Below are 19349 nucleotides of genomic sequence, written 5' to 3'. Positions count from 1 at the left end.
AGTGGGTCACTCAGGAACTGGGCAAGCAGGGTAAAAAGGCTTTGTTGCTGGTGTGGGACAACGCCAGTTGGCATATCAGCAAACAGGTCATCTTCTGGATCAAGCAGTACAACCGTGAGGCAAAAGCATCAGGTGGAGTGCGGATTTTGAGTGGTTTGCTGCCGAAAAGAAGCCCCTGGCTGAATCCCATCGAACCGAAATGGCTACATGGCAAACGGGCGGTGATACCTGCTCAGGGCTTGCTTTCGGCGAAGGAATTGGAGTCTCGGGTCTGCGCTTATTATGCGTGTCCAAAATTGGAGCCCCTTGCACAACCTCTTTCGTGATCATGCACTAGGGAAACGTCTGTAGGGGCGAGGCGTGCCTCGCCCTTCATTGCTTTGGCCAAAGCTTTCTTTTGCCCTCGGACCTGTGCCCTCGGACCTGTGCCCTATACCCTCGGCAGGGCGTAGCCCTTCAGACAACACTGGTCACCCCATCAAAAACCCTATACAATGTCATCTCAGTGTGTCCTGTCCTTGCCAGAGTGCACAGACAGGCGCAAAATCAGCGGTTTTTGCCGGGCAGGTGTTGGATGTACGGTTACGAAGAACTCGTTCATGCTCTTGACTATCTCACTGACGAAGAACGCCAGAAGGTGGACCGTGCTTTTGTGCTGGCCGAAAAGGCCCACAGGGGCATGAACCGCAAGAGTGGCGAACCCTACATCACCCATCCTGTGGCGGTCGCCATGATTCTGGCCGAACTCAAAATGGATGCCGATGGGGTCTGTGCGGGCCTTTTGCACGACACTGTCGAAGACACCGATGTGACTTTTGAGGAACTTGAAGAGGCGTTTGGTCACGATGTGCGCAAAATCGTGGAAGGCGAAACCAAAGTCTCCAAACTGACCAAGCTTTCCAAGAACCTGCAAGACGAGCAGGCCGAAAACCTGCGCCAGATGCTGATGGCCATGACCGGCGACCTGCGCATCATCATTGTGAAGCTTGCGGATCGCCTCCACAACATGCGCACCCTTGGCAGCATGCCCGAACACAAGCAAAAGCGGATCTCCAGAGAAACACTGGAGATTTTTGCTCCTCTGGCCCACCGTCTGGGGATCGGGCAGATCAAGTGGGAACTGGAAGACCTGTGTTTCAAGTACCTCTTCCCTGAAGAGTTTGAGAGCCTGGTGGGTGCGCTCAACATGCGCAAATCTGAGCGCGAGAACCACATCCAGAAGGCCATCGAGCAGATCAAATTCACCCTTGGCGACGATCTGGAATTGACCCGCTGGGTGATCAAAATCGAGATTTCAGGCCGCAGCAAGCACCTGTATTCGATCCACAACAAGATGGTCCACGAGCACAAGTCTCTGGAGCAGATTTTTGATTTGCTGGCCATCCGGGTGATCCTGACCCCCAAACCAGTGACCGCCAGCGAAATCAATTTCGATTCCGCAGAGGAGTACCAGAGGGCGCTTGAGATGGCCGAGTTGGGCCGGGAAAAACGGGTCTGCTACCACACCCTCGGAATTGTGCACAGCATGTGGACCCCGATTCCGGGCCGTTTCAAAGATTACATCGCAGTCCCCAAACCCAACGGTTACCAGAGCCTGCACACCACCGTGATCAGCCTCTCGGGTTTGCCCATCGAGGTGCAACTCCGTTCTGCACGGATGCATTACATCGCAGAGTATGGGGTTGCTGCACACTGGCTTTACAAGCAGGACCAGCAAGGCAAAACCACCACCGAGCAGAAAATCAACTGGCTGAACCAGTTGGAGCAGTTGCAACAGGAAATCACCGACGCATCGGATTTCATTGATGCGGTGAAAAACGATTTGCTCTCCGGGCGGGTGTTTGTGTTCACCCCCAAAGGGGACACCGTCAATCTCCCCAAAGGGGCCACCCCCATCGATTTTGCCTACCACATCCACTCTCGGGTGGGAGACACCTGTGTGGGGTCCATCGTCAACGGTCAGATTGTTCCCCTGAACTACGAATTGCAAAACGGGGACCGTCTGGAAATCCTGACCAGCAAGAACGCCACCCCCAGCAAAGACTGGATGAATTTTGCAGTCACCCGTTCTGCCCGCACCAAAATCCGGCATTTCTTCCGGACCAAGGAGCGTCAGGATGCCCTGCAAAATGGCCACGACCAGTTGGAAAATTACCTGAGAAAGCGCAATCTGGCGGTTCGTCAATTGATGCGAACCAAGTTGCTGGAAGATGTGGCAGAGAAACTGCTGGGATCCCGCAACCCGGACGAGCTTTATCTGGCAATCCACTCGGGGCGCATGAACCCTGCCAACGTGGCAAAGGTGCTGGCCCCTCAACTGGAAGCCGAACAAACCCAGCCTGTGGTCAAGCAACCCCTCAAGCGCAAAGCCCCTCCCAAGCAGAAAGATGGGGGCATCATCATTGATGGGGTGGTCACAGACGCCAAAGTGGCCCACTGTTGCAACCCGATTGTGGGTGACCAGATCATGGGTTACCTGACCCGAGGGCGTGGGGTTTCCGTGCACCGCGCCGATTGTCCAAACCTGCAGCGCCTGCTGCGCGACGAACCAGACCGCTGTGTGGACGCCACCTGGTCTGCCTCCAATGAGGTGGAGCAACTTGTGGATCTGGACATCATCTGCACCGACCGACCCAACCTGCTTGCAGAGGTGCTGCAGGTGATCACCGAGCAACGCCGCAATGTGCTGCATGTGACAGCGGGAGTGGGCTCTGGAGGCATTGCCCACATTTACCTGAGAACCACCGTGCGTGGCAACAACGACCTGAGCGTGCTGGCAGACGCCCTGAAACGCAACAAGGACATCCAGACGGTGTTGCGGATGTCTGGCACCAAGGGTGGAATGCCGATTCCGCCCAAGCATTCTTCCAAAGCCTGAGTTGTTGGCCTTACAGTGGCCTGTCCCAAAATGTGTTGTGCTCTGGAGGATGACGCCCTGTCATCCTCTCTTTTTTGTCAGGAGGACCTGTGAAAGAAATCAATTTTGCCAAAACCATCCTGCAGGACCGCAATTGGAAAGAGGTCTCCTCAGACGAGGTGCTGGAGAAATCCAGAGCGCTGCTTTCCGAGTGGATGGCCGGAGAAAAGCGTCTGGAAAGACCAAAACTGTATGACCACTATGCAATTTTGCTGGTGGCCCTGATTGACCGTGTTGAGCGATTGGAAGAAGAATTGCAAAGCTTGAAAAATAAAACTTGAGTTAAATACGCTCAACTTTGCTTAGTTTTGAGGTATACTCTGGTATGCCGCTTTCACTGACGCCTGTCACCCAGGAAAACTGGGAACAATTGATTCAACTGAAACTGCCTGCTGAACAGGAAAACCTCAATCCGCCCAACTGGTATGCATTGCTGCAAGCCAACCAATTGCAATACCTCGCTTATGGCATCAAAAGCGAAGGCAAATTGATCGGACTGGTCACCCTCGGGTGGGTCAACGACACCCGCAGTTACTGGATCCATCACCTGATGCTGGACGCAGAACACAACCAACCCGAGCATGCTCTGGAAGCCCTGCAAATGACCATCCGCTACATTCGAGGGCTTCCTGTGGGACACAACATCACCTATCCCATGCCCGTCACCCTGTACCACCCCATCACCGACCAGCAGTTGCAAGAACTGGGTTTTGTGCCGCTTGGTGAGTACAAGGGACAGGTGATTTACGGCCTGCAAACCACACCCTTGCCACGCATGTCTCTGGAAGATGTGCCTGTCGCTGTTCCCAAGGATGAGAAAAAAGAGATCAATTGGGAAAGGATTCTGATGGGGTTCATTCTGGTCCTGCTCATCTTGTATGGATACTTTGAGATATTCATTCCCCGTCTGCCTTCCACAGATGGGCTGCCCATCACCTGAGAGACCCGTCACCTGAGAGACCCGTCACCTGAAAAAGCTGCCTTTTTGCTTCTCAATTCCAGCCCTTCCCACAAGCCCTTTCTCAAAACATCTGGAGGACCACACCCATGAAAAAATGGCTGATTGCATCTGCACTTCTTTTTGGACAGGGATTCGCCCAGCAAAACCTTTCTGAACTGCAAAACGAATACCAGAACGCCCTGAAAACCGCCCCCAAAACCACCGGAAACACCACCTGGAAAAGCCTGATGGACCGGGTTGAGGAACTGAAAAACCAGACCCCAACCCCAGAGGTCTTGCGTTTGCGGGCCAACATCTACAGCGATGTGAAGTGGTGGATCAAAGCCAAGACTGCATGGGAAGACTTCCAGAAGGTCGGCAACCTGAGCGCAGACGAGAAAAAGCGTTACTCTGAAGCCCTGCACAATCTGGCTTTCACCGCAGCCCATCGCAACGAGCCCAATCTGCAAGAAGCCCTGCAATATGCCAAACAGGCCATCGAAGTCACCCCGGATTACTATCCAGCCCGTTACCTGCTGGCCGAAACCTATCAGGACCTCGGGGATTACTCCAATGCCAAAAATGCATGGAAAGAAGTGCTGGACATCAATCCCACCGACTCCAAAGCCCAGTACTTTGTGAATGTGGGAGACCGGCTTTCCAGATTTGGCCCGGAGGTCAATCAGGCTTTTGTGCGCGGATACAGTGCCTACAGCGAAAACCAGAAAACCGAAGCCCTGAACCTGTTCAAGAAAACCACCGAACTGGGACCCGAGTTCACCGAAGGCTGGCGTTACTATGCCCGCACCGCTTTTGAACTGGGCGATGTGAAAGCCGCTCTGGCCGGATACCAGAAACTCTCTGAACTGGAAGGCCAGACCCCCGAGAACACCTACTGGCTCAATTACGCCACAGAGGCCAGCCAGTATGGACTGGAAGCCGTCAAAGCCTACCGCTCTGGTTACACCGCCTACCAGCAGAAAAACCTGAAAGGTGCAGAAAGCCTGTTCAAACAGGCCACCACCCTCAGTCCCAATTACCAGAAAGCCTGGGCATGGCTGGGACGGGTGCGCTACGAACAGAAAAATTACTCTGGTGCGGTGCAGGCTTACATGCAAGCCGTAACCCTCGATCCAGAGGACGACAGCAGCGAGTATTACCTGAAACTGGCCAAGAACCGAAAGTAAAGCAGGTGTTTTGCAAATCCCTCTCTGGTCAGAGAGGGATTTGTTTTTGGAAAGGTGGAGGCATCGAGTCAAAACGGAAGGCATCTGACTGTTGATTGCTTTTTGAGGTGCGATGTCAGGTTGGAGGCTTTGCATGCCCGCTGATTTGCAGGACTCCAGAAGGACATCTGTAAGTTCAGTTCTGTTATATTGAGCAAGCCATACGCAACAGGAGCCCGCATGCTTTTTGCCCTCGAAAAAGATCCCAAACTTCAGGCTTTCCAGCAAAGCCTCAGCAAGTTTTACACCAACAACACCGATCCCCAGAAAGCCAGAGAGCTTGGCAAAATGCTGGGCAACCTGTATTACCATGACCTGTATCAGGACAAGGGATTTTACGCATCTGCACGCGAGATCTCCGAAAAGCTTTGCAGCAGTGACAGTGCGGCCCACCAGAGTGTGCGCCGTTCATGGGTGAGGGCACTGAACGCCCTGGACCCCCAGAATGACCTCGATGAGGTGGTCAGTCAGGTGTACTGGAGCCGCAGAAGCCGCTGGGAAAAGCTGGCGAAGCAACTGAAGGTTCCCCTTCCCCAGAAATTTCTGGCTTACCGGGCCGTCAAAGGCACCGCTTTTGTGGAAGCCATCGCTGAAGCATGGGAAGAAGAAGACAAGCCTCTGGTTGGTGTGTGGCAGGAGTCTCTGGCTTCCTGGTCCCTTTCGGAAAAAGCCGCCCGTGCCTTTTTTGGAGAGCCTTTCGAAGAACAGGATGCCGTGCTCTTTGTTGCAGAAATCCCCTTCGAGCAGACCTTCATGGACAAGTTTCTGGATGGGGGCACTCTGGTGCTCGGGCATTTCGATCAGGACCTGATTTATGCCGGAGGGTACAAGTCCGGCGAAATTTACGCCCTCAAAGAGCGGATCGTGGTGAAATACCGCGGTTTTGAATACACCTACGAACAGCGCAAATTGCTGTCCAACATCCTGAAGGCAGGCATCTGATGGCCCGAAAAACTGTCCCTGAAATCAAGAAACCCGAGGCCGTCTTGAAAACCATCCAGAAACTGCGCCAGCAGGCCTCTGTGGTGGTGGTGCGTGCCCCTGCTTTCAGCATGTATCCAGACGACGATCCTGAAGTCCATCTTAAGCTGAGTAAAAGGTCCTCTTAAGGGCAGAAATAAGAAATCCTACAAAGCAAAAAGGGGATCAATATTAACCTGTTCTCAGGTTTTTAAACCTGTCATGCGAATCACAATCTGTGGTTGCTGACAGGTGATTCACTTTGAAACTGGACCAAAGCTCAAATGAAAAAGGGCATCCGTTGATTGTGAACGGACACCCTTCAGGTCCCTCTGGGGACATTGAACTTCAAGAGACAAAGGCCATGGATGGCAAACTCAGTCGTCGTGTTCATCGTCGAGCGTGGAAATGTATTCTTTGAGGCTCTCCGTGTCTCCGGCGGAAAGATCCTGAGCAATTTTCTCAATCGCCAGACGAACCACCTCGCTCTTGGAAATGAGGCGTTCAGGACTGGAGAGTTCGTACGCAGTCTTGGTGAGGAGTGCGTCTTGCTCTTCAGAGATGACGACTTGCAAGCGCTTTTTTTCTTTCTTCGGCACGGTCACTCCTTTAGGAATATTTTAGCATTCGAAATACACACCAACAACACTATCAGATATTGGACTTCCATGAGTCAAGTGTGTAAGATACTCCTAGGGCATTGACCCATACACTCTGGTAACAACTCAGCGACTGCTGATCTGAAAGGACACTATGCTTCTGGATACCCCCCTGACCATTTTCGGTGGCTCCCGCCTGAGCGGCGAATTTAAAGCACAACCCTCCAAAAACGCCGCATTGCCCATCATTGTGGCAAGCCTGCTCAGCAAAGAGCCCGTCGTCTTGCACGGGATTCCCAGACTCGCAGACATCTACACCATTCTGGAACTGATGACCGGCCTCGGCACCAAATACCGCTGGCTCGGACCCAACACCCTTGAAATGCACACCCCAGAGCTGACCTCCACCGTTGCCCCTTACGCTCTGGTCAGCAAAATGCGCGCCTCTTTCATCCTGATGGGCGCACTGCTTTCCCGCGCTGGACATGCCGAAGTGAGCATGCCCGGCGGTTGTGCTTTTGGTCAGCGTCCTGTGGACCAGCACATCAAGGCCTTCCGCGCCATGGGTGCAGACGTGGACGAAGAAGGCGGCAACTTCATTGCCAGCCGCACAGACACCTTCAGTGGCTCTTATGTTTTTGAAATCCTGACCGTGGGCGGAACCCAGAACGCCATTCTGGCCGCCGTGCTCGGAGAAGGCACCGTGATTCTGGACAACGCCAGCATCGACACCGATGTGGTGGACATGGTGCGCTTCCTGAACTCTCTGGGCGCAGACATTCAGGGTGTTGGAACCAATACCATCGTGATCAACGGGGTCAAAGAACTCCGTGGTGGCGAGTACACCGTGATTCCTGACCGCATCGAAGCCAGCACCATGCTGATTGCTGCCGTGGCCACCCGCAGCCAATTGACTGTCACCAACGTGATTCCCGGTCACCTGCGTGCCGTCACCGCCAAACTGACCGAAATGGGCGCACACATTCTGGAACTCGATCACAACACCCTGATGATCGATGCCCGTCATGGTGAACTGCGTCCTGTGAACCTCACCACCACCGAGTTCCCCGGCTTCCCCACCGATGTGCAACCCCAGATGAGCGCCCTGCTGGCCACCATCCCCGGAACCAGCATCGTGATGGACAAAGTTTACCCAGAGCGCCTCACCCACGTGGTGGAACTGCGCCGCATGGGAGCCAACATTGAAGTCCCAGAGCACACCCAGGTCATTCAAGGCAAGAAGCTGCACGGTGCACCTGTGCGCGCCGCAGACATCCGTGCCGGTGCCGCTCTGGTGATTGCTGCCATGGCCGCAGAAGGCAAGTCCGTCATTGACGGGGTGCGTTTCCTGAACCGCGGTTACGAGCGCCTCACCGAGCGTTTGCAAGGCATTGGGGTGCACATCGAGCAAAACCAGCACCTCGTTGCCACCGCAATGGACTGAACCCCCTCCTCGCTGCGCTTGCCTCTCCCGAACAGGGAGAGGTTTTTTATGCCGTGCTGCAAGCCTGTGTACATTCCCTTCCACATTGAAACGCACAGTCGAGTAAACTGGTTGCATCATGTCCGCCACACAAGTCTTTCTTTCCTTACAGCGAAGCGAGGTGCCGTTCGTCCCGTGATCGCTGAAAAATTAATAGACCTCGAGCGCGAGTACCGCAGTCTGGAGCGCGAGATGAGCAATCCCGAAGTTTTCGGGAACAATGACGTTTATCTCAAACTCAACCGCAGATACGCTGAACTCACGCCCATCATGCAGCTCTGGGAGGAATACAAAACCCTCTCGGAGTCCCAAAAACAAGCCCAGGAACTGCTGACCGACCCTGACATGCGAGAACTCGCAGAGATGGAACTGGAAGCAGCACACCTCCGTTTGCCTGAAATTGAACAGGAACTGGATGTCCTGTTGCTCCCCAGAGACCCCAGAGACGAACGCAACGTGATTCTGGAAATCCGCTCGGGAGCCGGAGGGGATGAGGCCGCCCTGTTCGCTGCAGACCTGTTGCGCATGTATGAGCGTTACTGCACAAGGACCGGCCTGAAAATGGAGATGCTGGATTCCAACCCGAGCGATCTGGGCGGATTCTCCAAAGTGGTGGTGGAACTCTCTGGTGAGCGCGCCTACCGTCACTTCAAATTTGAGGGTGGGGTTCACCGGGTCCAGAGGGTGCCTGCCACCGAATCACAGGGGCGCATCCACACCAGCACCGTTACGGTGGCCGTGATGCCCGAAGTGGAAGAATCCGAGGTGGAACTCAACATGCAGGATGTGCGCATCGACGTGTTCCGTTCTCAGGGTGCCGGAGGGCAAGGGGTGAACACCACCGACTCGGCTGTGCGCGTGGTGTACAGACCGGGAACCCCCGAGGAAATCATCGTGGTGTGTCAGGATGCCCGCAGCCAGATCAAGAACCGTGAGAAGGCCCTGAACGTCCTGAGAAGCCGCCTTGCCGACCTCAAAAGGCAGGAAGAAGAAGAAAAAATCCGCAGTGAGCGCCAGAGCATGATTGGCTCTGGGGACCGCAGCGAAAAAATCCGCACCTACAATTACCCCCAGAACCGCGTGACCGACCACCGCCTGACCGGAGAGGACAAAAACCACCCTCTGGATCTGGTGATGAACGGCAATCTGGAGGATGTGCTGGAAGCCCTGCAAAGGGTGGAACGCGAAGAACTGCTGGCAGAGATGGCCGAGGCCGCAGAGTGAGGGGGCCATGTGGCAAGGCGTGAATTGCTGGTCACTGCGGCCATCCTGAGGGACAAACAGGGCCGCATCCTGCTGGTGGGCAACGACTGGCAAAAGTCAGGACGGGTGCGCTACACCCTGCCCGGAGGTGTGGTGGAGCACGGCGAAACCGCCCCTCAGGCTCTGGTCCGTGAAATCCTTGAAGAAACCGGATTGAAACTCAAAAAGATCCACCATCTGGCCTACTGCGTCCACATCGAAGATGTGCGCCGCCATGACCGGGCAATCAGTCTGGTCTTTGAAGCCGACTGGGAAGGCCTTTTGAACCCCAGAGACCCTGATGGCTTCATCGTGGAAGCCCGTTTCTTCACCGCCGAGGAAATCACCCGGATGCTGGACTCTCCACCCATCCGCGATCCCCTGACCGACTACCTGACTTCAGGGATTCCGGGGCTGTTTTATGCCTTCTCTGGCTGGGACGGCAAGGGAGGCATTCGCATTCCCACCCTGAGAAAAGAGCAGCAATAAAGCAGAAGGCAGAAGGGTAAAGGCTGAAGGCAGAAGGCCAAGGCAACAATCAGGCCAGAGCATAAACTTTCCACAGCGGGCGAGGCATGCCTTCTTGTACAAAACGAGGGATCGCCTTTTGATCCCTCTGTCCGCTCGCCCCTACTTTCTGCTTTCTGCTAATCTTCCCTGTTGGTGATGCGCTCCAACCATGCCCGCACTTGCTTGTCGTTCAACACGCGGGTCACTTTCAGCTCGGCCTTCAGGGCATCAAAGGTGCGCATGCTGTTCCAAGTGCGCCGGTAGGTGGGTGCCCCGAGCAAGATCACCCGTCGGTCTTCGAGGATTGGAATGTCTGAGGGGGTTCCCTCGCCCCAGATCCAGTGCTCTGGGGCCTCAGACAGGGTCAGGTCATCCAGAAGGGCTTGATGGGTGTACAGGTTCCATGCCCCTTCCACAGTTTCATCACTGGTTTGCGGACCATCCCCTTTGGCCACACTGACGATGCGGTCCGTGGTGCGCTTTCGCTTGAACAGGCCCTTTTGTGGAAAAGCGTCCATCAGCAGGACATGCAACTGAAAATTGTCCGTGACACCACTGAGCACCCCCTCCACCCCGAGGTGCGTGGAGGGTTCCAGCACCACCACAGGTTCCTCATGCAGGACTGGGATGATTTTGCTCAACCAGTGTGCTCCCTCGGAGTGATCGGCCAGAGCAATGCAAACAGGCAGCAAAGGCAAAGCTTCGGCTCGGGCTTCAGGGCTGACCGACATCAGGGCGATGGCTGGACGCCAGAACAATTCCAGCTCATCCAGCACAGCAAGGCACTCCTCGGAAGGGGCCTCGGGATCTTCACTTTGTTCCAGCAAAGCACTGGCCCGATGCAACACAAATTCCAGCCGATCCAGAATGGGTTTTTGCACATCTTTTGGAGAGCATCCCCCTTCCAGAAAAGCCCCGAGGCACATGCCGATCAAACCGGCTTTGCCAGACTCTGGAACCTGCAAGCCCTGAGCAAGGTCTTTCAGGGCTTCTTCCACAGCAGCACGGGGGTGTTTGCGGGCCTCATCAAAAACAGTCTGTGCCAGAGGATAAAGGTCATCTGGAACGGTAGAAGGATCGTGTACAGCAATCAATAAGTGGTCAACGGCCTGTTTTAAGGTCACCTCTGGCTCCTATGTGTTTCTCATCTTACTGCTTTCAACGAAAATGGGTTTCGCCCAATTCTTGCATGATCAGGGTTTCTGTCTCTGATTTTCTGCAACCTTCAATGGTGGTGATGGTGATGGTGTCCTTCGCCTTCTTTAGGTGCAGGCAAACGGCCGTAATGGTGGGCCATGCAGGCAATCAGGGTGGCCAGAGGCACTGCCAGAATCAGACCGATGGAACCCACAAGGCTCTGGACCACTGCACCTGCAACCACTTCCATGTTCAGGGCGGATTTCCAGCTGGTGTTCCCTGCCTGAAAGAGCACAAACAAAGACAGGCTGCTTCCTGCGTAAGCCAGCACCAGCGTGTTCACCAGACTGCCGATGTGGTCAAGGCCCACCCGCATGCTGGACACAAAGAGTTTTTGCCAGCTTTGTTTGGGGTCGATGTGGGCCAGTTCTCGCACCACCGCCACCTGTGGGATGGTGGAATCCACCAGGGCCCCCAGTGCCCCGATGATCATGCCTCCCAAGAGCAAACCCCTCAGGTCGGTGATGCCCATTTGCCTGAGGAACATGGTTTCCTCGTCGAAAATGCCCGAGAGGTGGGTGAATTCCATGGCAACCATGGCAAGGCCCACAGCCACAGCAGCGGTCAGGATGGTGGCAACCAGTGCAGCGGTGGTGGTCCAGTTGGTGCCGTGCACAAAATACACACTGAACAGCAAAATGCCCGTGCTGCCCATGAGGGCCACCAGAGCAGGATTCCAACCTGCCAGGATCAATGGGATCACCATCAGCAAAATCACCCCGATGGACAGGAACATGCCAATCACGGCCCGAATGCCTTTTCCCTTGCCCACCACCCCTGCAACCACCACAAAAATCAGGGTGAGGATGGCCAGATACGGCCAGCGCACAAAATCCGCAAGGTAGTAAATGGTCTGCCCATTGGGGTCGAGGGTCTGGAACACCTGCACCAGATCTCCCAACTTCACTTCCAGTTGACCATCGTTGTTGAGGGGATAGGTGGCCTCTCCGACTTTCACCGTCAGGGGATCAAGGTCGATGATGGAGCCTTCCAGGGTCTGACCATGTTGGGCAGACTGGGTTTCACTCTGGGCGATGGATTGTGGGGCCAACAAGGCGATCAGGCAAAAAAGAACGGTGTAGAGCACACGGAGCATGCAGTACACAGTAGCAGGTGAGCATGAAAAGTCTGGTGGGTTTATCTGGAACGCAGCCAGAGGATGAAGTAAACCAGAGCATAAAGCCCAGCAGCAAGAAGGGCCAGCACATGCAAATCAGGGTTGGGCCAGTTGAAACCGAGCATCTTTCCCCCCAGCATGTAAGTCATGCTCAGGGCAAACGCCCAGCTTCCAGTGATGCGTGCAGCTTCGGCGTTGCGAATGCGAATCCGTTCATCAAGCATCTTCTGGTAAACCTCACAAAACCAGACGATGCCGCCGCCATACAGCAACACCATCAACATGGACACATAACGCCACAGAGAATCTGGATGTTTTTCTGCAAGCGTGGCACTGGTTCCCATCACCATGGTCACCAGAAACACCCCAAGGGTCCACCAGAGGGACACCCTGTTGATTCTGTACTCCCGCCGCTCTCTTTTCATTTGCATGGATGGACCCCTTTCATGTCAAGCTTACTTTACATCAGGGTAAGTGGACCCATCCCCAAAGTCAAGCGAAACCATCACGCACAAGGGCCGCCCATGGGCGACCCTCTGGAATCTTCAATTTTGCAGGTGAATCCTTACTCGACGGTCACGCTCTTGGCAAGGTTGCGGGGTTTGTCCACATCCCGGTCCAGAGAAGTGGCCGTGAAGTAGGCCAGCAGTTGCATGGCCACAGCGTTCACCACAGGAGAAACCATTTCGGCGGCTCTGGGCACGTAGATCACATCATCGGCGTGACGGGCAGCTTCGGTGTCTCCATCGCTGACCACGGCAATGACTTTGCCACTTCTGGCTTTGACTTCCTGAATGTTGGAGATGGTTTTCTCCAAGAGGAAGCTTTCGGTGGCGATGACCACCACAGGCAGGTTCTGGTCAATCAGGGCGATGGGACCGTGTTTCATTTCCCCTGCTGCGTAAGCTTCAGCGTGGATGTAGCTGATCTCTTTGAGTTTCAGGGCACCTTCGAAAGCAGTGGGAGAGTTGACGCCACGCCCGAGGAACAGGTAATCGCGGGCCTGGTGGTACTTCTGGGCAATGCGTTTGATGTTCTCGACGCGCTCGGGTTGCAGGCATTCTTCCACCAGACGGGGAAGTTCGCGGGCACCTTGCAGGAGTTCACGGCCCAGTTCTTCGTTGAGGGTGCCACGGGCACGACCAAGCCAGAGGGCCAGCATCAGCATGGCACTGACCATGGCGGTGTAAGCCTTTGTAGAGGCCACCCCGATCTCCGGGCCAGCGTGGATGTAAAGCACATCGTCCACTTCGCGGGTCATGCTGGAGCCCTTGGCGTTGATGACCCCGAGGGTTTTGGCACCTTGCTTCTTGGCTTCCCGCAGGGCTTCGAGGGTGTCAATGGTTTCACCGCTCTGGGAAATCACAATGGCAAGGGTGTTTTCGCTGACCAGAGGGGAACGGTAGCGGTATTCACTGGCCACATCCACTTCAACGGGGATGCGGGCCAGTTGCTCGATCAGGTATTCACCGACCAGACCAGCGTAAAAGGCGGTTCCGCAGGCAATGATGGAGATGCGCTTGAAGCTGGCAGGGTCCAGATTGATGTCGAGGTTCACTTCGCCGGTTTCGTCGTGGAGGCGACCAATCAGGGTGTTGGTGAGGGCTTGCGGCTGCTCGTAGATTTCTTTAAGCATGTAGGTGTCAAAGCCACCTTTTTCAGCAGCTTCTGCATCCCATTCGATCAGGGTTTCTTCGCGTTGAACGGGGTTGCCTTGCAGGTCCATGACCCTGTAGGCTTCTTTGTTCAGGACCACCATGTCGCCATCGTGCAGGAAGACCATGGTGCGGGTGTAAGGCAGCAGTGCAGGCACATCAGATGCAAGGAACATCTCGCCCTGACCCACGCCCATCACCAGAGGACTGACGGTGCGGGCAGCCACGATTTCGTCATGGTCAATGTGGGTGACCACAATGCCGTATGCACCGCGCACTTCTGCGAGGGCTTCACGGACAGCCACTTCCAGATTGCCCTGGTATTTTTCTTCGATCAGGTGGGCCAGCACTTCGCTGTCGGTTTCGCTGCGGAAGATGTGGCCTCTGGCCATCAGGGCATCTTTGAGGTGCAGGTAGTTTTCGATGATGCCGTTGTGGATGATCACCAGTCTGCCATCTTCGGTGGCGTGGGGGTGGGCGTTGGTGTCGTTGGGCAGACCGTGGGTGGCCCAGCGGGTGTGTCCAATGCCAAGGGTGCCTTTGAGGGGCTCTTTTTCCAACTCTCCGGCCAGATTGGCCAGTTTTCCGGCACGCTTTCTGACTTCGATGGTGTTTCCGGTGCGCACAGCCACACCAGCGCTGTCGTAGCCACGGTATTCCAGTTTGGCAAGACCCGAGATCAGAACGTCCTGGGCATCACGAGGGCCAATGTATCCAACGATTCCGCACATGTTTTACTCCTGCTGAAAAGCGCCCTTCTGCCTGTGCAGAAGAACGAAAAGACGGCTTACATGGGTTGTGGCATCTGTCAAATCAACCTGACTCAGACAGGTTGCTGCATGACGCCGGATTTGGGGTTGCTCGGGCAGGGTGGCCCTTGTTGTGGTGTGGTCCTGTCCGTGGTTATGTCCGCGTTGCCGTGGGGGTTATCACTGGACTTGATTGCTCAAAAGCAATTCGGGGAGGGTGGGACTTCACCCTGGAGGCATCCGCAGATGTGTTCGCTGACCTCCACCTCGTATTCCTGCATGTGTGCAGGACCTTGCGCTTCCCGTTCTTCCTTCAAAATGTGTGTGCCCTACACCTCCATCGGTCCAACAATCTTCAGTCAGACTATAGCATACACATCATGCTGATGATGTGTAGTGATCAAAACGATCAATGGAACCTCAAGAGGGTCTTGACCTTCAGGAATGTCTAGATCCAACATCCTCCAGAGAACCGTGTGCAGCGCACCCCCTCCCCTCTGGAACGGTCAGTACAGTGAGAGGGACATGGTAAAACCGTTTGGGGTATTTTCATCAAGCTTCTGTTACCATATTTTGTGGTCTTTTTCCTGCCCCAAACCCTGAGGGCCAACAAGGAAAAAGCCGATCTGAACTCAGGGAGGTGTCGGTGAATGCCCACGTATCAATACAAAAACCTCAAGACCGGTGAAGTTTTCGAAGTCACCCAGCGGATCACAGAAACCGCGTGGACCGTTCACCCCGAGACGGGGGATCCGGTCAAACGACTGATCAGCAAACCAGGCATTGCCTTCAAAGGCTCTGGATTCTACGTCACGGACAGCCGTCCCAGCAGCAACTCGGAGGGTTAATTGAAACTCAGGGGAATGAGGCGCATCTCCATCGCTGTGGCAGCACTTCTGACTGTCAGTGCAGCGGGCTTCATGCTTGGCAAATTTCAGGCAGCCAGTCCGCTGGTCACCAGTGATGAAATCAACACAGTTGAGGTCACCAACAAGAACCTCAAGGCACTGGTGCGGGTCATTGCGCGCATTCCCAAATCCCAGTTGCAGCCCGGAGACCTTCCCGAGGAAGTGGGAAGTGGCTTCTTTTACAAGTCCAACCGCATCATCACCAATTACCACGTGGTGCAGTATGCCGAGAGCATTCAGGTGGAATTGGCCGATGGGCGCATCGTGAATGCCAAACTGGACGGCATTGATCCCGGCATTGACATCGCCATTCTGGCGGTCTCTGGGGTGCAAGCTCCAGCCACCGTGCGTTTTGGCAGCAGCAACAACCTGATCATCGGGCAGAAACTGATCCTGTTCGGATCTCCTTTTGGGGTCCGGCGTTTTGTGAGCACCGGAGAACTGGCTGCTGTCGAACGCACGGCTGCACCTGCAGATGACATCGGTCAGGAAATTCCCCAGATGCTCATGACCACTGCTTTCCTGCAAAGGGGCAACAGTGGAGGTCCCATCCTGAACTCCAGAGGGGTGGTGGTCGGTGTTGCCGATGCCATGATGGCCTCGAACACTTTTGCCGCAGATGGTTCCATCGGTCTGGGGATTCCCATTGATGTGGTCAAAGAGTCCATTCAGGACCTTGAACAAATCGGAATTTCCCAGCGTGGCTCTCTGGGCATCACCATGTCCAACCTCGGGGATCTGGAGCCGATCATCCGCAAACAGGCGGGCATCACCACCACAGATGGGGCCGTGGTCGAAGAGGTCCCCGCAGGGTCTCTGGGCCAACGTGCAGGTCTGAGGGGAGCCATCCGCGACAACAACCGCGCTCTGGTGGCCCTTGGAGATGTGATTGTGGCCGTGGACAACCAGAGGGTCAAAGACCAGTACGACGTGGTGCGTCTGGTGGCTGCCAAACGACCCGGTCAGAAGTTGACCATCAAAGTCTGGCGCAACAAGAAAGAAGTCAATTTGACCGCCACGGTGGTCAAACGGCAGCGTTAAGCAGTTGACAGTGAACAGCGAGAAGTGATCCTGCATTTCGCCGAAAAGAGCCATCGGCATCAAGTTGAAAGTCCCCTTGAATTTCAAGGGGACTTCGTGTTCTTTGGTCTCAAGCAGGGTGCTTTTTGAAGGTGTCCAGCAAACCCTTGATGGACACAATCGCCCAAACCCCTTCCAGCAGGACAAATCCCCACTGCTGGGTGTGGAAAGCGTCATAAGCCAGAATGGCCGACCCGAGCGCATTGAGCACCAGATATGAACGCGCTGTGGGATCCATTTTTTTGGCCTGAACCATCACAAAGGCCGCAAGAATCAAAAGGGCACCGAAAACCTGAACCACCTGTTCCACGAGAAACCTCCCTGCGTCGTCTTTGCTTCTCGGGTACGGCGCGTCTCGTCCGAACGGGTCAGGCCCGTAGCATTAAAAATAGCACGGCGGGATGAGCAAATCAGGAGCAAAAAGCCGAGGGCCAAGGGCCGAGAGCCGAGGGCATCATGGGGACGTTGTGCGCTGTGGCAGAAGGCTGAAGGAGAAAGGCAGAAGGCAGAGCAATTGTCCTGAAAACCCATGTGGTCCAGACCCACCCTTTCAAAAGAGCCTCTGGACCGCATGGTTGTGAGCAACACAGATGTTTTGAGGTTCGCCGTGAACTGTCTTGCTCTGACGACGTGCTGGTTCTTGCCTCTTAAAGCGTGCCTCCAAGGCGGCTTGGTCGGCACTGAGGCGCTTCGCACTGAGCGGTGAAAACTGTGAACTGAAAACCGATTTCAGGCTTTCAGGGCTTTTTCCATCCCCAACAGGGCCATCAATTCTGCCTGCATGGGGGGGGTGTCAAAAGGGGTCAACTGGGCCATGGGAGGACGCTGCATGCTGACCTGACAGCCCTGCTTTTTCAGCGTGCGGGTGCAGGTTCTGGCTTCCCAGGTGTCGGATTCAATGCAAATCTGCACATCGCCAATGGGGGTGTACTGGTTGACCCAGGCGAGCATCCATCCGACCCCCAGTTCACTGTTGGGAAAAGCCCCGAGGTGTTTCTCTTTGTCGTCGCTGAGCAAGCAGGCCCAGAGTTCGTTTTTGCGTGCGTCAATTCCCAGAATGTGCATGGTGGGTACCTCCAAACAGGTTTCGGGATCAAGCGAAGAGGCGCTCCCGGAGAAGCGCCTCTGGAAGGGTCTATGGACCGATCAGACGAGTTCTTCGTGCACGGGCATGCAGGCAGTCACTTCAGGGGACACACCTGTTTCAAAGCGTTTGAAGTTTTCCCGGAACATCCGGGCGAGTTTGCGGGCGGTTTTGTCGTATTCGGACTTGTCCTGCCAGGTGTCTCTGGGGTTCAGGATGCTGCGGTCCACACCGGGCACTTTGGTGGGAATGGAGAGGTTGAAGAAAGGTTCGGTCACGAACTCCACATCGTCCAGATCGCCGTTTAAAGCAGCATTGATCATGTTGCGGGTGTAGGAGATGCTCATCCGTTTGCCCTGTCCGTATTTGCCTCCGGTCCATCCGGTGTTGACGAGCCAGACTCTGGCTCCAGTCTCCTCCACCCTTCTGGCCAGCAATTCGGCGTACACGCCGGGATGACGGGGCATGAAAGGGGCTCCAAAGCAGGTGGAGAAAGTGGGGACGGGCTCGGTGACACCTTGCTCGGTGCCGGGAATCTTGGCCGTGAAGCCCGAGATGAACTGGTACATCATCTGCTCTCGGGTGAGGCGTGAGATGGGAGGCAGCACACCGTATGCATCGGCGGTCAGGAACACGATGTTTTTGGGTCGGGTGCCGCGTCCACCGGGGGCAATGTTGTCGATGTGGGTGATCGGGTAGGCGCTGCGGGTGTTTTCGGTGATGGAGCCATCGTCGAGGTCGAGGGTGCGGTCTTCACGCATCACCACGTTTTCCAGAACGGTGCCGTACATGCGGGTGGTGCGGAAAATGGCGGGTTCGGCAGCGGGGTTCAGGTGGATGACCTTGGCGTAGCAGCCTCCCTCGAAGTTGAAAATGCCGTGGTCGGTCCATCCGTGCTCGTCGTCACCGATCAGGGCACGTTTGGGATCCGCAGAGAGGGTGGTTTTTCCGGTTCCAGAGAGTCCGAAGAACAGGGCAGTGTCGCCAGCAGGTCCAATGTTGGCCGAGCAGTGCATGGGCATGACACCCAGATCAGGCAGTTCGAAGTTGAGCACCCCGAAAATGCCTTTTTTGTTTTCTCCAGCGTATTTGGTGCCGCCCACCAGAATCATGCGTTTGCTGAAGTTGACGATGATGAAGGTTTCGGTGCGGGTGCCGTCCAAAACAGGATCTGCTTTGAAACTCGGGATGTTGATGACTGTGAAGGACGGTTCAAAGTTGCGCAGTTCGGCTTTGGTGGGGCGCACAAACATGTTGCGCACAAACAGGCTGTGGTAGGCCATTTCGGTGACAAAACGAACGGGCATGTGGTAATCAGGGTCGGTCCCAGCGTAGAGGTTTTGCACAAACACCTCTTTGCCATCCATGTGAGCCACCATTTTGCCCAGCAGGTTGTCAAAAACTTCGCTGGAAATGGGGGTGTTGAAGCCTCCCCACCAGACTTTGTCTCTGGTGTTTTCGTCTTCCACAATGAAGCGGTCTTTGGGGCTGCGTCCGGTGTGTGGAGTGGTTTCCACCAGCAGAGGACCCCCTTCAACGATGTGACCTTCGCCGAGCCGAACAGCAGCTTCGTACAGTTCTGCAACACCGGGATTCCAGTGCAATTTGACGTTGTTCACTCCCAAGTAACTCAGGTCCTGTGTGCCCATGGTCTTCCTCCGTGTATTGGATGGGTTTGGAAA

The 19349-nt window shown here is 55.2% G+C and carries 20 protein-coding genes and 1 riboswitch; of the genes, 12 read left to right on the top strand and 8 right to left on the bottom strand.

Annotated features, from left to right (window positions below; all coding sequences use genetic code 11):
• The 7 genes from Q371_RS09315 to Q371_RS26915 form a co-directional block, all read left to right on the top strand.
• Positions 1–326: transposase (locus Q371_RS09315; protein WP_034339278.1), on the top strand; the 326-nt coding region annotated here is incomplete at its 5' end.
• A 248-nt stretch (positions 327–574) separates the two neighbouring features.
• Positions 575–2878, top strand: a complete 2304-nt coding sequence (locus Q371_RS09310; RefSeq protein WP_051963861.1) for a RelA/SpoT family protein — start codon at positions 575–577, stop codon at positions 2876–2878.
• 89 nt (positions 2879–2967) lie between these two features.
• Entirely contained in the window at positions 2968–3198 is a 231-nt protein-coding gene (locus Q371_RS09305; protein WP_051963858.1) for a hypothetical protein, read from the top strand.
• Positions 3199–3242: 44 nt separating this feature from the next.
• Positions 3243–3857: a hypothetical protein gene (locus Q371_RS09300; protein ID WP_034339276.1), complete on the top strand. Its 615-nt coding sequence runs from the start codon at positions 3243–3245 to the stop codon at positions 3855–3857.
• Between the two features lie 107 nt (positions 3858–3964).
• Positions 3965–5044 (top strand): tetratricopeptide repeat protein, encoded by a 1080-nt coding sequence (locus tag Q371_RS09295; RefSeq protein ID WP_051963855.1) that lies wholly within the window; start codon positions 3965–3967, stop codon positions 5042–5044.
• 219 nt (positions 5045–5263) lie between these two features.
• Positions 5264–6025 (top strand): hypothetical protein, encoded by a 762-nt coding sequence (locus Q371_RS09290; protein ID WP_034339275.1) that lies wholly within the window; start codon positions 5264–5266, stop codon positions 6023–6025.
• Positions 6025–6192: a hypothetical protein gene (locus tag Q371_RS26915; RefSeq protein ID WP_157442611.1), complete on the top strand. Its 168-nt coding sequence runs from the start codon at positions 6025–6027 to the stop codon at positions 6190–6192. Before Q371_RS09290 ends, Q371_RS26915 begins: the two co-directional genes overlap by 1 nt.
• A gap of 228 nt (positions 6193–6420) precedes the next feature.
• On the opposite strand, the gene Q371_RS09285 is transcribed toward Q371_RS26915, so the two are convergent.
• Entirely contained in the window at positions 6421–6642 is a 222-nt protein-coding gene (locus Q371_RS09285; RefSeq protein WP_034339274.1) for a hypothetical protein, read from the bottom strand.
• 154 nt (positions 6643–6796) lie between these two features.
• On the opposite strand from Q371_RS09285, the gene murA reads away from it, so the two are divergent.
• From murA to Q371_RS09270, 3 genes are all read left to right on the top strand, one after another.
• Entirely contained in the window at positions 6797–8086 is a 1290-nt protein-coding gene (gene murA, locus Q371_RS09280; RefSeq protein ID WP_034339273.1) for a UDP-N-acetylglucosamine 1-carboxyvinyltransferase, read from the top strand.
• Between the two features lie 174 nt (positions 8087–8260).
• Complete coding sequence (prfA, locus tag Q371_RS09275) at positions 8261–9349, top strand: peptide chain release factor 1 (protein WP_034339272.1); 1089 nt, start codon at positions 8261–8263, stop codon at positions 9347–9349.
• Between the two features lie 9 nt (positions 9350–9358).
• Positions 9359–9856 (top strand): NUDIX hydrolase, encoded by a 498-nt coding sequence (locus tag Q371_RS09270; RefSeq protein WP_034339271.1) that lies wholly within the window; start codon positions 9359–9361, stop codon positions 9854–9856.
• Between the two features lie 158 nt (positions 9857–10014).
• Here Q371_RS09270 and Q371_RS09265 read toward each other — a convergent pair whose 3' ends face one another.
• From Q371_RS09265 to glmS, 4 genes are all read right to left on the bottom strand, one after another.
• Entirely contained in the window at positions 10015–11001 is a 987-nt protein-coding gene (locus Q371_RS09265) for a hypothetical protein (RefSeq protein WP_157442610.1), read from the bottom strand.
• 101 nt (positions 11002–11102) lie between these two features.
• Positions 11103–12170 carry a YibE/F family protein gene (locus tag Q371_RS09260; protein ID WP_034339336.1) on the bottom strand — a complete coding sequence of 356 codons (1068 nt, stop codon included), beginning with the start codon at positions 12168–12170 and terminating at the stop codon, positions 11103–11105.
• A 41-nt stretch (positions 12171–12211) separates the two neighbouring features.
• A complete protein-coding gene (locus Q371_RS09255) occupies positions 12212–12622 on the bottom strand; it encodes a hypothetical protein (protein WP_034339269.1) in 411 nt (136 codons plus the stop codon).
• Positions 12623–12756: 134 nt separating this feature from the next.
• Positions 12757–14577 carry a glutamine--fructose-6-phosphate transaminase (isomerizing) gene (gene glmS / locus Q371_RS09250; protein ID WP_034339268.1) on the bottom strand — a complete coding sequence of 607 codons (1821 nt, stop codon included), beginning with the start codon at positions 14575–14577 and terminating at the stop codon, positions 12757–12759.
• Between the two features lie 668 nt (positions 14578–15245).
• On the opposite strand from glmS, the gene Q371_RS09240 reads away from it, so the two are divergent.
• Positions 15246–15443 (top strand): FmdB family zinc ribbon protein, encoded by a 198-nt coding sequence (locus Q371_RS09240; RefSeq protein WP_034339266.1) that lies wholly within the window; start codon positions 15246–15248, stop codon positions 15441–15443.
• A gap of 15 nt (positions 15444–15458) precedes the next feature.
• Complete coding sequence (locus Q371_RS09235; RefSeq protein ID WP_034339265.1) at positions 15459–16544, top strand: S1C family serine protease; 1086 nt, start codon at positions 15459–15461, stop codon at positions 16542–16544.
• A gap of 109 nt (positions 16545–16653) precedes the next feature.
• On the opposite strand, the gene Q371_RS09230 is transcribed toward Q371_RS09235, so the two are convergent.
• From Q371_RS09230 to pckA, 3 genes are all read right to left on the bottom strand, one after another.
• Positions 16654–16893, bottom strand: a complete 240-nt coding sequence (locus Q371_RS09230) for a CBU_0592 family membrane protein (RefSeq protein WP_034339264.1) — start codon at positions 16891–16893, stop codon at positions 16654–16656.
• 10 nt (positions 16894–16903) lie between these two features.
• A riboswitch (guanidine-III (ykkC-III) riboswitch) is annotated at positions 16904–16966 on the bottom strand.
• Between the two features lie 346 nt (positions 16967–17312).
• Entirely contained in the window at positions 17313–17648 is a 336-nt protein-coding gene (locus tag Q371_RS09225) for a hypothetical protein (protein WP_034339263.1), read from the bottom strand.
• Positions 17649–17729: 81 nt separating this feature from the next.
• Entirely contained in the window at positions 17730–19316 is a 1587-nt protein-coding gene (pckA, locus tag Q371_RS09220) for a phosphoenolpyruvate carboxykinase (ATP) (protein ID WP_034339262.1), read from the bottom strand.
• Positions 19317–19349 lie beyond the last annotated feature (33 nt).

Source organism: Deinococcus misasensis DSM 22328, from assembly GCF_000745915.1.
Taxonomy (GTDB): Bacteria; Deinococcota; Deinococci; order Deinococcales; family Deinococcaceae; genus Deinococcus_C; species Deinococcus_C misasensis.
This window is presented reverse-complemented; position numbering and strand designations above follow the sequence as displayed.

What these genes read in the sequence shown, in the direction of transcription:
- Q371_RS09260 (WP_034339336.1), bottom strand. Translation starts at nt 12,170, where the DNA reads ATGCTCCGTGTGCTCTACACCGTTCTTTTTTGCCTGATCGCCTTGTTG.
- Q371_RS09295 (WP_051963855.1), top strand. Translation starts at nt 3,965, where the DNA reads ATGAAAAAATGGCTGATTGCATCTGCACTTCTTTTTGGACAGGGATTC.
- Q371_RS09235 (WP_034339265.1), top strand. Translation starts at nt 15,459, where the DNA reads ATGAGGCGCATCTCCATCGCTGTGGCAGCACTTCTGACTGTCAGTGCA.
- Q371_RS26915 (WP_157442611.1), top strand. Translation starts at nt 6,025, where the DNA reads ATGGCCCGAAAAACTGTCCCTGAAATCAAGAAACCCGAGGCCGTCTTG.
- Q371_RS09255 (WP_034339269.1), bottom strand. Translation starts at nt 12,622, where the DNA reads ATGCAAATGAAAAGAGAGCGGCGGGAGTACAGAATCAACAGGGTGTCC.
- glmS (WP_034339268.1), bottom strand. Translation starts at nt 14,577, where the DNA reads ATGTGCGGAATCGTTGGATACATTGGCCCTCGTGATGCCCAGGACGTT.
- murA (WP_034339273.1), top strand. Translation starts at nt 6,797, where the DNA reads ATGCTTCTGGATACCCCCCTGACCATTTTCGGTGGCTCCCGCCTGAGC.
- Q371_RS09300 (WP_034339276.1), top strand. Translation starts at nt 3,243, where the DNA reads ATGCCGCTTTCACTGACGCCTGTCACCCAGGAAAACTGGGAACAATTG.
- Q371_RS09240 (WP_034339266.1), top strand. Translation starts at nt 15,246, where the DNA reads ATGCCCACGTATCAATACAAAAACCTCAAGACCGGTGAAGTTTTCGAA.
- Q371_RS09225 (WP_034339263.1), bottom strand. Translation starts at nt 17,648, where the DNA reads ATGCACATTCTGGGAATTGACGCACGCAAAAACGAACTCTGGGCCTGC.
- Q371_RS09290 (WP_034339275.1), top strand. Translation starts at nt 5,264, where the DNA reads ATGCTTTTTGCCCTCGAAAAAGATCCCAAACTTCAGGCTTTCCAGCAA.
- Q371_RS09310 (WP_051963861.1), top strand. Translation starts at nt 575, where the DNA reads ATGTACGGTTACGAAGAACTCGTTCATGCTCTTGACTATCTCACTGAC.
- pckA (WP_034339262.1), bottom strand. Translation starts at nt 19,316, where the DNA reads ATGGGCACACAGGACCTGAGTTACTTGGGAGTGAACAACGTCAAATTG.